The 15,229-nt window shown below is 34.4% G+C and carries 13 protein-coding genes; 9 read left to right on the forward strand and 4 right to left on the reverse strand.

The window, feature by feature from the left end:
* Nucleotides 1-55 precede the first annotated feature (55 nt).
* Nucleotides 56-1,531, forward strand: coding sequence for a M81 family metallopeptidase (locus tag H8707_RS04695; RefSeq protein ID WP_262428981.1), 1,476 nt, complete (start codon nt 56-58; stop codon nt 1,529-1,531).
* A 111-nt stretch (nt 1,532-1,642) separates the two neighbouring features.
* A complete protein-coding gene (locus tag H8707_RS04700) occupies nt 1,643-2,560 on the forward strand; it encodes a DUF7916 family protein (protein WP_262428982.1) in 918 nt (305 codons plus the stop codon).
* 195 nt (nt 2,561-2,755) lie between these two features.
* On the opposite strand, the gene H8707_RS04705 is transcribed toward H8707_RS04700, so the two are convergent.
* Genes H8707_RS04705 through H8707_RS04720 form a run of 4 tightly spaced genes read right to left on the reverse strand, consistent with a single transcriptional unit; the run spans nt 2,756 to nt 7,260 of the window.
* Nucleotides 2,756-3,886: a glycerate kinase family protein gene (locus H8707_RS04705; protein ID WP_262428983.1), complete on the reverse strand. Its 1,131-nt coding sequence runs from the start codon at nt 3,884-3,886 to the stop codon at nt 2,756-2,758.
* A gap of 18 nt (nt 3,887-3,904) precedes the next feature.
* Nucleotides 3,905-5,245, reverse strand: a complete 1,341-nt coding sequence (locus tag H8707_RS04710) for a GntP family permease (RefSeq protein WP_262428984.1) — start codon at nt 5,243-5,245, stop codon at nt 3,905-3,907.
* Nucleotides 5,246-5,250: 5 nt separating this feature from the next.
* Nucleotides 5,251-6,423: a CdaR family transcriptional regulator gene (locus H8707_RS04715; protein ID WP_262428985.1), complete on the reverse strand. Its 1,173-nt coding sequence runs from the start codon at nt 6,421-6,423 to the stop codon at nt 5,251-5,253.
* A gap of 6 nt (nt 6,424-6,429) precedes the next feature.
* Nucleotides 6,430-7,260, reverse strand: a complete 831-nt coding sequence (locus H8707_RS04720) for an MBL fold metallo-hydrolase (protein ID WP_262428986.1) — start codon at nt 7,258-7,260, stop codon at nt 6,430-6,432.
* A 464-nt stretch (nt 7,261-7,724) separates the two neighbouring features.
* On the opposite strand from H8707_RS04720, the gene H8707_RS04725 reads away from it, so the two are divergent.
* From H8707_RS04725 to H8707_RS04755, 7 genes are all read left to right on the forward strand, one after another.
* Entirely contained in the window at nt 7,725-8,579 is an 855-nt protein-coding gene (locus H8707_RS04725) for a macro domain-containing protein (RefSeq protein ID WP_262428987.1), read from the forward strand.
* A 17-nt stretch (nt 8,580-8,596) separates the two neighbouring features.
* The gene (locus H8707_RS04730) at nt 8,597-8,902 is read left to right on the forward strand and encodes a hypothetical protein (protein ID WP_262428988.1); all 306 of its coding nucleotides are present in this window, start codon (nt 8,597-8,599) and stop codon (nt 8,900-8,902) included.
* 256 nt (nt 8,903-9,158) lie between these two features.
* Entirely contained in the window at nt 9,159-10,022 is an 864-nt protein-coding gene (locus H8707_RS04735; protein WP_262428989.1) for a DMT family transporter, read from the forward strand.
* Between the two features lie 179 nt (nt 10,023-10,201).
* Nucleotides 10,202-12,064: a class I mannose-6-phosphate isomerase gene (locus H8707_RS04740; protein WP_262428990.1), complete on the forward strand. Its 1,863-nt coding sequence runs from the start codon at nt 10,202-10,204 to the stop codon at nt 12,062-12,064.
* 11 nt (nt 12,065-12,075) lie between these two features.
* On the forward strand, nt 12,076-12,999 hold the full coding sequence (locus tag H8707_RS04745; RefSeq protein WP_262428991.1) for a class I mannose-6-phosphate isomerase: 924 nt from the start codon (nt 12,076-12,078) through the stop codon (nt 12,997-12,999).
* A 165-nt stretch (nt 13,000-13,164) separates the two neighbouring features.
* On the forward strand, nt 13,165-14,007 hold the full coding sequence (locus H8707_RS04750) for a MurR/RpiR family transcriptional regulator (protein WP_262428992.1): 843 nt from the start codon (nt 13,165-13,167) through the stop codon (nt 14,005-14,007).
* Nucleotides 14,008-14,376: 369 nt separating this feature from the next.
* Nucleotides 14,377-15,162 (forward strand): Cof-type HAD-IIB family hydrolase, encoded by a 786-nt coding sequence (locus H8707_RS04755; protein ID WP_262428993.1) that lies wholly within the window; start codon nt 14,377-14,379, stop codon nt 15,160-15,162.
* Nucleotides 15,163-15,229 lie beyond the last annotated feature (67 nt).

Raw genomic sequence — 15,229 nt, forward strand, 5'->3', positions numbered from 1 at the left:
ATAAGACACAAATCCAAAAGAAAGGAGATTATGATATTTAGATTCTATAAATATCATGCAAATAAATATGAAAGTATTAGTAGCACATATTACGTCGGAATGTAATGAACATATTTCCCATGTTGCAGATTTAGATGCATTTTTGCTATTGTATGGAGATGATTGCATAAAAGCAATGCATATTAAAGATATTTTCGAGGAAAAAAATATTGAATTAGTTCCTGCTATTTTTGCAAGTCTTCATCCAAGCGGAATGATTAAGCATGAAGCTTTTGATTTTATTGCAAATAAAATTATAAATACAATTAGGGATAATATTAATGAAATAGATGGAATATATCTTCAACTTCATGGGGCAAGCGGAATAAAGAATCTTGATGAAGTTTCCGGAGAGCATTATCTTATTAAGAAAATCCGTGAAATTGTAGGACAATTTATGCCAATTGCTGTAGTAATGGATCCCCATGGAAATATAACCGAAGAATTAACGAACAATGTCAATTTGGTTCGTTGTTATAGAGAATCGCCACATTCAGATCAGGTAGATACGGAGAGATTGGTTGCCAAAAAGTTTATTAATCTTTTAGAAAATAGGAGGGAAATGAAACCTATTATTCGGAAATTGCCAATAATGGTCGGGGGTGAGAGAAGTGTTTCGGCGAAAGAACCTATGTTGACCATAAATACAATGTTAGATGAAGCTGAAAAAGACCCTAGAGTATTTTCGGATTCTTACCATATTGGATATATTCGCCATGATGATGATAAATTAGGGGCAGCAGTGGTTGTTGTACCGAATACACCACAGGATATTCAATATTGTGAAAAAGTCGCAGACGAGATTTCAGCATATGCTTGGGAACATAGGAAGGAATTTAAATTTAGCGGAAATTTTGATGAACCTAGTGAATCCATAAAAAAAGCGATTAGTTTTGTAGGGAAAACAGCAGTTATTACTGATTCGGGAGATAACTGCGGGGCAGGTGGAGCCGGTCAAAATACAGTTATTCTAAGAGAATTATTGAAATCAAATCTATGTGGGAAAAAGGTGCTTATTGCGGGAATTAATGATCCTCAGACACATAGTCAAATGAATTCATACAAGATAGGAGATCATATTTCCATTGATTTAGGTGTAGGAGAGGATGAATTGTCAGCTCCGGTTCATATTGAAGGAACGCTAAAACAAATAGGTGAAGAAATGTATGGATTAGGTGTTTCACATGTTGTGGGTAAAGCGTATACGGTAAATGTTGATAGTACTTTTATTGACGTAATAATTCTAAATAGGAATATACAATATGGTAATATGGATCAATTTCATAAAGCCGGATTAGAATTTCATAACTATGATATAGTAGTCGTTAAAATGGGATATCTTGATACGTATTTGGTACCGGAGACTTCATATCATATTATGGCGTTGACTGACGGACCGACAATACAAAGATCGGAAAAAATTCCTTTTAAACGCATTTATAGACCAATGTGGCCTATAGACGACTTTGATAGTCTAAGATATATTGATTAGTTTAAAGCTTATTGGACATTGGTTTCACCGAAAATGAAATAAGAAAATTAGATTAGTTATTAACAATTAGGGTATAAACGTTAGACAAATATCTGAGAGGAGTGATAAAATATGAAAAGGTTTTTAGACTTGGCGGCTTCAGATTTTAGAACAATAAATAAAAGGGATCTACTTGATTCTATAGTTGCGAGTGAAGGAAGGGTTCTAATGAGTGAAATTATTCCTCATCTTAACCCGATGCTTTACGAAATTTCTGATGCAGAATTAGCTTCCGCGATGGGTGCAGATATTATATTATTAAATATGCTTGATGTAAATAATCCTGTAATTAAAGGCATTCCCATAGAACAGGGTCCGGAAGCAGTTGAAGAACTTAAACGTCTTGTAGGTAGACCGCTGGGAATTAACTTAGAACCTGTATCTGAAAGCCTTGGACTTGAATTACCCGAATTAAAATTCAATGAAGGTAGAAAAGCTACTGCAGAAAACGCAATAAAAGCAAGGGATTTGGGTATAAAGTTTATACTTATAACCGGTAATCCGGGAATAGGCGTTGGGAATGCACAGATTGCTAAAGCTTTAAAAGAAATTAGTGCTGTTGTTGGTGATGACATAGTTCTTTGTGCGGGAAAAATGCATGCTGCAAGTGTCCTCTCTGAATCAGGAGATAGTATTATAAGCAAAAAAGATATTGAAGAATTCGTAGAGTCAGGCGCTGATATAATCCTTATTCCTGCCCCCGGCACTGTACCTGGGATAACTCTTGATATTGCTAAAGAACTTATTGCTTATGCACATAAACTCGGCGTAGCAACATTGACTTCTATAGGAACTTCACAAGAAGGAGCGGACCCAGATACGATTAGGGAGATTGCTTTGATGTGTAAAATGGCAGGAACTGATATTCATCATATTGGAGACTCAGGTTATCTGGGTATGGCACTGCCTGAAAATATCAAAACATACAGCACGGCTATCAGAGGTATTCGTCATACTTATTTAAGGATGGCGCGATCTGTAAATAGATAATAGAAAACAACAAATAAACGTATAAATAATTTTTATAACCCCACTGGATGTGCTATCCGGTGGGGTTTTGTATACCTTGGCACCAAAAACGGATATAAGATTTATAATTTTGTAGAAATTTAGAATACCTATATATTGAACTAAACTAAGCATCCCTTTCATAGTTTTTTATGGAAGGGATGCATTTTTAAAATTTTAGTTTATTCTTTTTATCAATCGTAAAATATCCTCTATTGTAGCTCTATAAAAGCTTTCGCTGTTATATCGTGCTTCTGAGAATGGAATAGGCTTTCTATTGATGCTGAATATACTAGTTACTCCCATGTCATAAATTGGGTAAGCATCCTCTTCTACGGCACCTACTATTGCAATTACAGGAATATCTTGGATTTTTCCCCTTGAGGCAACACCGCTAATGACTTTTCCTCTAAGGCTTTGTGAATCCAGTCTGCCTTCTCCCGTAATGATAAGATCAGCATCTTTTATGCGGCTATCAAAATCTACTGTATCAAGCATAATGTCAATGCCAGGTTCCAACGTACCATTTAAAAAAGCTACAACTCCTGCACCCATACCTCCAGCAGCACCGCTACCGGGAATCTGGGCTACATTTTTATTTAGATTTTCCTTTATAGCTTTATCAAGAGCTATCAATTGGTAATCTAAGAATTCAACCATTTTATCACTTGCGCCTTTTTGAGGAGCAAAAATATAAGCAGCACCGGTTTTTCCATAAAGAGGGTTATCAATATCACACATAGCAGTTATGGAAATGTTTCTTAAAAGTTCATTTGCTGCTGATGTATCAATGTATTGAATTTTATCTAAACTGCCTCCGGTAGGGATAAAACTGTTACCTTCTTTATCTTTAAATACAACTCCTAATGCAGCTGCGCAGCCACAGCCGCCATCATTGGTGGCGCTGCCGCCAAGACCTATAATAATTTTATTTGCACCCTTTATGATTGCGTCTTTAATCAGTATTCCGACACCATATGTAGATGCCCTGCAAGGATCAAGCTGTCCCTCTGCTAAAGGAAGTCCTGCCGCTGATGACATCTCTATAATGGCTGTATTTTCAATCAAAGCGTAGTAAGCATTTATGCTTTTTCCAAAAGGATTTTGAGTTTCTATTTCTATTTTTTTTCCGACTTCCATAATGTTGAGAAAGCTGTCAACGGTACCTTCTCCTCCGTCTGCTACAGGAATATTTACCACTTGGCATTCGGGAAAAAATTTGTGTATGCTTTTAGCAGCAATACTGCAAATTTCCATAGATGATAATGTACCCTTAAATGAATCAGATACAACAACACATTTTCTCATTTGTTTTCCTTTCTTTGTTTATATTAAGATAAGTGATAGCAGATAGATGAAGATAATAGAAACCAGACCTATAGCTAACGTCATACCGGTTTGTGCTTTATATGCTTGTTTAGTATTCATATCGGAAAATTCTGCAACAATCCAGAAATAAGCATCATTTGCATGGGAAACCACCATTGAACCTGCTGCAATTGCTAATGCTGCCAATACTCTTCCCATTGGGGAGCCAAGACCTAGAACGTCAAGCATTGGTAAAGTCATGCTGGTCGCCAATACTTGTACTACAGTAGTAGCACCCATGGCTGTTTTGAAAAATGCAGCGATTATAAATGGTAAGATAACACCCAGAGCCGGACTTAGGAAATTACCGCCAATGGATTCTGCTAATGGAAGCGCTTGAAGAATCGCACCAAAAGATCCGCCTGCGCCAATTATTGCAAGCATTCCTGCAGAGCTGTTAATTCCTTCGCCAATATATTTTGTTAAATTTGCTCTATCGCTTTTTGCAACAAGGGTCATTGAGACAAACATACCTATAATAAGGGCAATGCTTGGATTGCCTACCAAATCAAGGAAAAATTTTACTGCTCCTGTTCCAAATGGTGCGCTTTCAAGACTGGCAATAGCTTGAAGTGCTATTAACAGTACAATAATTAGTATTGGAGAGAAAGAATGCAGTTTTCCGGGCAATTTTCCGTATTTTGCGATTAGTTCTTCTTCAGTAAACTCCGGATTTGGGGGGATGTCAATTTTAGATGATATTTTTTTTGCATAGATTACGCCCGCAATAGTGCCGGGAATAGCAACAATCAAACCTAAGCCAAGCAGCACGCCGAAGTTTGCATTTAGCCCGTTGGCAATTGCAAGTGTGCCCGGATGCAACGGAGTAAAACAGTGTGTTGTAAATAATCCGGCACTAAGTGCTGTAGCCATTACTGCCAATGATACATTAGATTTCTTGGCCATTGGTCTTGCGATTGGAGCAAGCACTACATAGCCGGAGTTACAAAACAGAGGAATACCGGCAACATAACCTGTAAGAGCCATTGCAAGAACAGAACGCTTTTCACCAACTGCACCTAAAATGGTATTTGCAATTACAAGGGCAGCGCCTGTTTTTTCAAGCATTACACCAATAATTCCTCCTGTAAGAACAATGATACCAACACTGCCTAAAATATTTCCAAAACCGCTTTCAACATGAGTCATAATTTCTTTTGGATTCATGCCTGTTGCAAGACCCAAGGCAATTGATACTATCAATAAAGCTAAAAATGGATGGGCTTTTAGTTTTGTAATTGCAATGATCATTGCAATTATAGCAAGTATAATAACTACAAATAAATATGTTGTAGACATTAAATTCACCCTTTCGTGTTCATATTATATATTTTATCGTTATAAGCCAAAAGCAAACGTAAAAAATACTCTCTAATAAAATCATTTTCTGATTCTAATCCAAGAACCGAGTATACTTTGTTGATTCTGTAAAGCAGAGTGTTTTTATGGATAAACAATTGGTCTGCCGATTTGCTCACACTTCTATCGTTTTTGTAATATACTTCCAAAGTTCTTAATGCTTCTTTAAAGGCTTTATTACCTAGTTCTTTTTCCAAAACATTATAGATATTCTGGATAAAATCTTCACCTAAAGACTCTTTGCTAATATAACTTTGGGTAAAATAACGAATCATACCTTCATATGAGTTAAGATAATAAACTCCGGAAACATTATTTTTATTAATTTCAAGCGCTCCATTGTATGAACTGGCAAGTTTTGCATAGCTATCACAATTTCCGCTGAGAACTACTGAATATTTTTTATCAAAGATTGACTCTATAAAATAGAGTGTTTGTTTTAGCCATGATTCAACTTCCTCATTTTCATCAAATGTCTTTAATATTACAAAACTTTCATTCAATACGCCATATACATCTTTGCTGGAGAGCATTAGTTCCGAGCTCACAAGACAACTTTGCAGTTCTTTAAATGAAAGAGCGCGGGCAACTTTGTCTTTTTTGTTGCAGGGTTTTATTATAATACAAGTTAGGGGGAGGTTTGAGTCAAGCATAATTACGCTGCTCAGTTTTGAAACACTGCTAAGTTCTATTTTTTCTCCTGATAGCAGAAGCTTCAAAATATCCCCCCGAATTTCTTCTTCAACTTCCTGCTTGACTGTGTGGGCAATTTGCTTAAAATAAAGCTCTACATAAACTCTAAGCAGATTAGCTGTGTCTTCTACTTCGTCAGGATTACCATATACTCCAACAACACCAATGATTTTTTCATTGTCGGTCATAGGCATGTTTATGCCTTCTTTAGAGCCCGGATAGTCTTTTAACTCTTCTTTATAAATGCGCACTGTTTTTCCTTTTGCAATAACGTCCGCTGCGCCTTGGTGAAAATCACCTATCCTTTTTTTATCAGAGGAGGCAACGATAATACCCTCTTGGTTCATAATGTTTACTGTGCGTCCGCAAAGAAGTGAGGAGGTGGCATCTACTAAATCCTGAGCAATAGATTCAAAAGTCAGCATGGTTATCTAGCTCTCAACTGCAAAGCAGTCGCCAACACCTAGATGACAGCTTTTAACCTCTATATCATCTTGTGCTGCAAATTCAGCAGTTTGACCTGAACAGTGAGATAATCCAAGAATTTTCAACCCCATTTCTTTCATTTTAGCTATAGTAATCTTAATTCTTTCATCATCTGCTTCTACAAGATGAGTTCCACCCAGTACTGCATATATCGGTTGGTTGAGCTTTTCGGATATTCGAGTAAGCATATTTAGAATTCCGGGATGAGAACAGCCTACAACTACAATTAGTCCCTTTGAACTTTCCAATACCAGACAAATTTCATCTTTGAAATCGTCAATAATAGTATGTGGTGGATTGCCGCGAACAAATCTTTTAGGAATTGTTTCAAATTCATATTTTCTTGGAAAATCACCAAACAAATAGCAGCCGTCAGCAAGTTTTGTAAAATCACTGCATACCTTGTGAACTATTTTGTTTTCTGCAAGATATTCTTCGTCAAAACCTGCTCCTAAGTAAGTGTACTTTACACCATCATAAGCATATTTGGGTTCAAAAAAAGCACGACCGGTATAGAGTGGACCTTTTACCCCTTTTTCAATAAATGAAGGTAGTCCGCCGCTGTGATCATAGTGTGAGTGGCTCAAAACTATACAGTCCGCTGTTTCAACCGGCACATTCATAAGCCTTGCATTATTAAGTGCAGTGCCTTCAGAACCGCAGTCGAATAAAACATTGATTTCCGGAGTACGAACAAATACAGAAAGGCCATGTAATGGGACCAATGCTTTATGTTCCGTTGCAACGTTTTCCATAAGAGTAATTATTTCTACCATTATACTTCCTCCTTATAAATTATTTGTGTATTTTTTAACTATTACAGTTTGATTATACTTTATTTTATTTGCGTTGTCATTGTGATGGGTAACAAAAAATTAATAGAAAAAGATGTTAATTATTGGGCGAGGTTGTTATATAAGCAGATTTGCGAATATGAATAAATAGGCATATTTTAGAATTTTGTGTTAAAGCCTAATTATTGGCGGATTGACTCCGGCACCAAAAACGGATATAAGATTTATAATTTTGTAGAAATTAGGAATAGATTTTATGGTAGAATATTTACTAATTACCATAGACATAGAATGGATGTTCTGATATAGTAAATATAAATAGTAATTAAATTTAAAAATTAATTATCTTAGTGAATATTTGCATAACATAATATATAATAAAATATAAATACTAGTTTAATCTTAATTGTTTGTTTAGGGTAAATGTAATTGGAGGAGGAAATCCAGTGATTTCTTATATTAAAGGAGATATATTTAATAGCCCTGCACAAGTATTAGTAAATACGGTAAATACTGTTGGGGTAATGGGGAAAGGGATAGCATTAGAATTTAAAAATAGGTATCCGGAAATGTTCAAGGTTTATCAAAAAGAGTGTGATGAAAATAATTTTGATATTGGGAATCTCTTATTATGGAAAAAAGAAGATAAGTGGGTATTGCTATTTCCTACTAAAAAACATTGGAGATCAAAATCAGAAATTTATTATATAGAAAAAGGATTAGATAAATTTGTGCAAACCTATGAAGTCTTAGGCATAGAATCCATTGCTTTTCCTAGGCTAGGATGTGGAAATGGTGGATTGGAATGGAATGTAGTTCAACCTATAATGGAAAAACATCTAAAGAATCTTCCAATAAGAATTTATATTTATGTTGATAATTATAAAAATACTATACCGGAGTTTAAGCAAATTAGTGAGATGGAGAAATGGATAAGGGAAAACCCTAAGTCTATTGGATTTAATATGTTAAAAGAAGATTTACAAAATACAATTAAATTGAATAATGAATTACTAATATGTGAAAGCGAAATAAAGCATATATCATGGGAAGAAGATGGCATCTATATAATTAATGGTGAAGAAATTATTATACCTGAATACGACTTATCTGATTTTTGGGAGTATATCCGAAGTGTGGGAATTCTTGAAACTGATAAACTACCGGAAAGATTTAGTCTTTATGGTACGATTATGCTAGATATTCTTAGTCGTCTAGATTATGTTCAGCCGGTTATTGTGGGAAGTAATGGTATGGATTTTTTAAAAGAAAGCAATGGATATCAGTATATCAATGTATAGGATGTGAAAATTATATGTTGAGCTATGGAAGTATAATCAGCGAACAGAGAAAGAAATTAAATGATAATACTAGGAGATATAAAAAAGAACGTTCTAATGGTGAGGATCTTTTGATGAAGGTGAATATAGATTGGCTAGGGGATAGTTTCGAAGTACTAGAGAGGTCGTCAGGTACTGCGATGCTTGACTATAGCGAAGTTGTACTTGCAACATATAGACCGAAAAGAAAGATTAAAAGCAATCTTGCTCTAGTAGAAGTTAAATTCGATGGATTTTTAATGTACAAGAATATAATTAAAATAAATGAATATGAAATTGTATAATTGAAAAGAACCTCAGAGCAGTTAAATCCAACGAGGTTCTTTTATGTATTATGGAACTCTTGTAATCCCGACTGGAGCTATAGCAAAATGGGAATTCCACCAAAAGTAAAACAATCAGAGTATTGATGATAGTATATAAATGAAGAAAAAGAGGTTTTTATAAAATTCAATTGCGAACTGTAATTGATATTTTTAGCTTGAATTTATTTGGAGTTTGTTATATTATTAATTAATTAGCAGTTTCGCGGAGGTCTAAATGAAAAAATATCAAGGCTATATTTATACTATTTTATCTGCAATTATTTTTGGATTAATGCCATTGGGTGCTAAATTAATATATAATAATGGAAGCAATTCAATAACATTGGTCTTTCATAGGTTTTTATTTAGTGCACCATTTTTATATTTTTTGGCTAAAAGTAAGTCCAAAGAATCATTAAGAATCAGCAGAGATAAATTCAAAAAAATATTTTTTTTATCAATAGGTTATATTAGTACTCCGGTATTATTGTTATCTTCCTATAATTATATTTCTTCGGGTACTGCGACTACGATACATTTTATTTATCCTGTTTTAGTTCTTTTGGGCTGTGCAATATTTTATAAGGAAAAGATCAATTTCGCCAAAGGATTGAGCTGTTTGTTGTGTATGATAGGGTTATTAACGTTTTATACCCCGGGAGATGATTCCGCTTTTTTGGGATTTGTACTTTCATTTATGTCGGGTATTACCTATGCTTTCTATATTATACGATTTGCAAAAAGCAATCTGGAAGGCATGGATCCATTTACAATATCTTTTTATCTATCTTTGATAGGGAGTGTAGAATTGCTTTTGATATCCATTGTAACAAACACTTTAACATTTGATTTGACCCCTATAGCGTGGGTATTGACCATCCTTTTGGCAGTCTTTACATCTGCAATCGGGACAATATTATTTCAAAAGGGGACAATCCTAATCGGACCTCAAAAATCATCTCTATTAAGTACCTTTGAGCCTTTGACAAGTGTTATTGTGGGTGTTTTTGTATTTAAGGAAACATTGGGAGCTTCGTCAGTGGTAGGTATTATTCTAATTTTGATATCTGTAGTTTTGCTTAGCATTTATGATAGATAGGATCTCAAGCAATGCAGAAGAACCTCGGAGGAGTTGAATCCAAAGAGGTTCTTTTTATGTGCATTTTAAGTTTGCAATGATATGAAATTAAATTTTATAAATAGGTATTGAAATTAAATTAAGTTTCTGATATATTAATAATAAGAAACTAATCATCAAAATTCAAGGAGGTATAGATTATGAGCTTTATGTTTAAACCGCTGGCATATGATGATATGAGTGCCGTAAATAAAATAGATTTACCGGAAAAGGTAAAAAAGTCTTTGGTAGTTGGCAATAATAATGTAGGAATATCCATTGCAAAGTATTGCATTGAAAATATGAAAAATAATTCCTATTATTTAAGTATTGACGGATATGTAAGTGCTGAATTTGATATAGTATTAAAAGGGATTAGAGAATATTGTGAAAAGGAAAATATTAAATTTACTACTGTCAATATAAAAGATTATTATAAATCAGAATCGGGAATTAATGATTTAACAAAGGAAAATTTGCCACTAAATTATGATGATGATCCGGTTCTGTTATTTGGCAAACTTTTTGAAGGAAGCATGGATGATTTAATGGATAAAGACAAACTAAATTCATTATATGGGGCATTAAAGAAAAAAAATGAAGGTATAACAGCAGTATACGGACTGGGAAGTGCCGTAGAAAGCATCCGCAGCCTTTGTGATGGGGTAGCTTATATTGATGTCACACCGAAAGTTGCAGCTATTCGTGCCAGAGAAAAAAGATTTGCCAACATAGGCGATAAAAGTTCTCGTGAATTCAATTTGCTTATGAGAAGGAATTATTTCGTTGATTTTGAAGTTGTATTTAAATTGCGTGAAGAATTACTTAATGAATACGGAATTGATTTTTATATTCTCGGAAGTGACGATAATAATTATATGTTAATGGACGGTTCAAGTTTGGAAACCGTTTTGGAAACTTTAGTCCGCTACCCTTTCAGGGCAAAACCGGTTTATCTGGAAGGAATCTGGGGAGGCGAATATATACGTAAGATTAGGAATATACCACAGGATATTTCTTCAAATATTGCTTGGATTTTTGAATTTATACCGATGGAAACGAGTATAGTCGTGGATATAGGCGGTAATTACGTTGATATTCCTTTCTATACATTTGTACAGAAAAAGGGATTGTCAATGATGGGACAGAAATGTTTTGATGAATTTGACGGATATTTTCCCATCAGATTTAATTATGATGATACATGGCATAGTGACGGAAATATGTCTGTTCAAGTTCACCCGGATGAAGATTTTGTTATAGATAATTATGATGAACTGGGACGTCAGGATGAAGCATATTACGTTATTGCTACGGGTCACGGGGCAAAAACATACTGTGGGTTTAAAGGAGACGGCAGGGAACTTTTGGAGCTTGCTAAAAAATCTGAGAATGACCATAGGGATATAGATTATGAGAAGTATGTAAATTCTGTTGAGTCCATTCCGGGGAAGCAAATTATGATCCCGGCCGGTACCATTCATGCTTCAGGCAGGAATCAGTTTATTTTGGAATTAGGCAGTTTAACCCTTGGATCATATACTTATAAAATTTATGATTATAACCGTAAGGACAAAGAAGGGAAGTTCCGCCCTATTCATACCAAGAACGCGGGAAAGGTATTGCATTTTGAACGAGATTCGAAATGGGTAAAGCAGAATATAGCCATAGAACCCATATTAATTTCGGAAACACAAGATTATAGGGAATATATCGTCGGAAGAACGGATTTAGTATATTATCAGACTAACCGTATAGAGCTAAATACCCACGGAATATACGAAGGCAATAATAAGGGGCAGTTTACAGTCATAACATTAGTGGACGGAGAAGAAGTTGAAGTTTATTCAAAAAGTAATCCTAAATTTCGTTTCACACAAAAATATTTGGAGATTGTTACGATACCCGCAACAATTGATGATTATATTATTGAAGCAAAAGGCTACCAACCTGTAGTTATTCACAAAACATTTTTACGTGATAACTATGCTCGTTATAAAAATGAAAAATATAAAAACCGTTAGGAGAAGCAAAAATGAAACCATTAAAATTGGAACCCGTTTATATGAAGTGTATATGGGCGGGCAATAGATTACAGAAAATAAGAAATTTGAATGAACATGGTTTTGGCATTTCCAGAGAAGTGTGCGCATATAAGGGTTCTGGGAATATAGTTGCTGAAGGTGAATTTGCAGGGAAGAATATTAAAGAGGTTATTGAAAATCATCATGAGGAAATAATGGGAGATGATCCGAATACACAATTAATACGTGTTGCGTATATTGATGCGGCGGAAGACCTTTCAATACAGGTGCATCCTAATGAAGAATATGCTCAAAGAATAAATGATTATGAGAAGTCGGAATCATGGTATGTCTTAGAAGCAGATGAAGGAGCATACATCACGGCAGGTGTTGATATAGAAGATAAAGCCATATTGCGCAAAGCAGTTGAAGATGGAACTTTAGAGAATTATGTCAATCGAGTACCTGTAAAACAGGGGGATTTTGTATTGATTCCCGCTGGGCTTTTGCACGCTTGCGGTAAAAATATGTTAGTGCTTGAAATAGGAAGTTTTGGTGGCATTACTTATCGTATATACGATTATGGCCGCCCCCGTCCATTGGATTTGGAGAAAGGTTTTGAGGTATTAGATATTGATGCTAAATATGATATTAAGCATTTTCCTTTAACCCAAGTTCGAAGCAATAATTGCCATGTAGGGGTTGAACATAGATTATTTCACGTGGATGTGATTGATATAGAAAATGAAATGGACATTTTGAGTAACGGACGATATTACATTCTTACATGTGTTAAAGGAAACTGTGTATTACAATGTGAAGATGAATTGTATAATTTATCATATACAGAATCAATACTTGTACCGGCTTCCTCAGGTGATATAAAGGTAAAAGGGAGCTGCCGTATTCTTAAAATTTATTACCCGCAGAGGTGAAGATCCATGAAGACAATCTGGATAATCTTGTCGATGTGGCGATAGAGTCAGGTAAGGAATCAATAAATTGTGGATGTTAGTTTTATGGTATAATATAGTAAACCCTTAATGTTTATCGTGAAACCGGGAAATAAAATTAAGTAAATGATGGAAGGAGATATACCGTTGCAAAGCCTAAGACTAATAGAAAGAAATTATGATATGATGACTGATACCGAAAAAGTTATCGCAAATTATATTTTGAAGGATACGGATAAATTTGTAAAAGCGAATATACATGAAATGGCAAAAACTATAAATGTTTCATCGACATCTATATCAAGATTTGTACGTAAATATTGTAATCTGTCCTTTGCCGAATTGAAAATTGAGGTTGCTTCCGGTATTAACAATGATGCTTATGATAATGCCAATAAGATTTTTAATTGGGCGGATTCATTTAACGAAATGCCAAATAATATAATAAGCAGCATATCAAAAACATGCAAGGATGTCATGGGTGTCAATGGTATTAGACCCTTTAAGCAGGCTATAGAGTGGATAAATGCTGCCAATACAGTATTCTTTTTTGGAGTAGGGGCATCTGGTATAGTAGTAATGGATTTCATGCAAAAACTGATACGATTAGAAAAACGTTGTGTATATAGTATTGACAGTAATTTCGGAGTTTTGAATTCAAGAATTGCAACTAAAGAAGATATAATAATAGCGATATCCTTTAGCGGCAAAACCAAGGAGGTAAATTTAGCTGTTAAAGAAGCTAAGAAAAATGGGGCGAAATGCATAGCAATAACGAGGAATTTCAAGAGTGAACTTGAAGCTTTAGCAGATTTAAAACTTCTTGTTCCAAGTACGGAACTCAATGCAACGAGATTGGCCCCGATTTTTTCCAGATATGGGCAACTGTTTATAGTAGATATTTTGTTTTTAGGATTAGCTAAGCAAAAAACAGATTCCATCGATGAATTTATGGATCAATATGATAATTTACTATCAAAGTTAAAATAATGCCGAATAGGCAATAAATGCTGTTTAGAATGATATTGCATAAGTCTCAAGCAACGCAGAAGAACCTCGGAGGGGTTGAGTCCAAAGAGGTTCTTTTTATATGCATTTTATTTTTCTATTTTAATATTTATTATAGAAACAGTAGAGATCCTTCGCTTTATTCACCCTTAGACTACAAAGGGTACACGGCAGGATGACAACAGCAGTGATTAATGGTCTTTAATTGTGAACTGTGAACTGTGAATTGTGAATTGATTGTGAATTGATTGTGAATTGATTGTGAATTGATTTAAAATAATTTGATAATTTCTCTCATTTATATTAATCTATAGTTAACAATCAATAATAAATCACAAGGAGGAAGAAATATTGAAGTTACCCATAAAGTTAATAGCATTAGATCTAGATGGAACATTGTTAGACTCAAATGACAATGTTTCACCGAATACAAATCTAAAGTTAAAAGAATTGATAGAAAGAGGGATCCATGTAGTAATTGCTACCGGAAGAACATATCGTTCAGCAGACAATGTGCAAAAAAGATTTTCACTTAATGTGCCGATTATCTCCTATAACGGTGCCAAAGTTTCTCTACCCTCAAAAGTGGATATAACAGATAAAAAGATATCAAAAGATGAAGCAAAAAAGATATTAGAATATGCCGAGACAAATGATATGTTTGCAAAGGCTTATATAGATGATGTAATGTATATAAACGAAGAAGATGAACATTCCATAAAATTGTCCTATAGACATGGAATTCAGTACAAGGTAATTGGGCGTTTAAGTGAAAATATCAATAAAGATGTAAATATGATTGTAATTAGGAATAGAGATAGAACCGAATTTAATATAGATGGTTTGTTCGATGATTTAAATGTGTCAATTACAAAGTCTGTACCTCATATATATGAATTTATGGCAAAAGGAAGTTCAAAGGGAGACAGCTTAAAGACCCTTTCAAAACATTTAGGGGTAAAAAGAGAGGAAATATTGGCAGTAGGAAATGCCCTAAATGATTTGGAGATGCTGCAATTTGCGGGAACAGGCATAGCTATGAAAAACTCCGATCCCGAATTGCTTGATATCTGGGACAACCTTTCTTATTATACGAACAATGAAGAAGGAGTATATCGGATAATCAAAGATATTTAGGATAAATAATTGTACTTTACATCTAAAAATAAAAGCATCTAAAAATAAAAAGTTCATACTAAATTCA

The sequence above is a fragment of the Paratissierella segnis genome (genome assembly GCF_014385195.1).
Taxonomy (GTDB): domain Bacteria; phylum Bacillota; class Clostridia; order Tissierellales; family Tissierellaceae; genus Paratissierella; species Paratissierella segnis.

Bases quoted from the DNA above. Each gene is read 5' to 3' on its own strand.
- H8707_RS04695 (WP_262428981.1), top strand. From the start codon at position 56: ATGCAAATAAATATGAAAGTATTAGTAGCACATATTACGTCGGAATGT.
- H8707_RS04700 (WP_262428982.1), top strand. From the start codon at position 1,643: ATGAAAAGGTTTTTAGACTTGGCGGCTTCAGATTTTAGAACAATAAAT.
- H8707_RS04705 (WP_262428983.1), bottom strand. From the start codon at position 3,886: ATGAGAAAATGTGTTGTTGTATCTGATTCATTTAAGGGTACATTATCA.
- H8707_RS04710 (WP_262428984.1), bottom strand. From the start codon at position 5,245: ATGTCTACAACATATTTATTTGTAGTTATTATACTTGCTATAATTGCA.
- H8707_RS04715 (WP_262428985.1), bottom strand. From the start codon at position 6,423: ATGCTGACTTTTGAATCTATTGCTCAGGATTTAGTAGATGCCACCTCC.
- H8707_RS04720 (WP_262428986.1), bottom strand. From the start codon at position 7,260: ATGGTAGAAATAATTACTCTTATGGAAAACGTTGCAACGGAACATAAA.
- H8707_RS04735 (WP_262428989.1), top strand. From the start codon at position 9,159: ATGAAAAAATATCAAGGCTATATTTATACTATTTTATCTGCAATTATT.
- H8707_RS04740 (WP_262428990.1), top strand. From the start codon at position 10,202: ATGAGCTTTATGTTTAAACCGCTGGCATATGATGATATGAGTGCCGTA.
- H8707_RS04745 (WP_262428991.1), top strand. From the start codon at position 12,076: ATGAAACCATTAAAATTGGAACCCGTTTATATGAAGTGTATATGGGCG.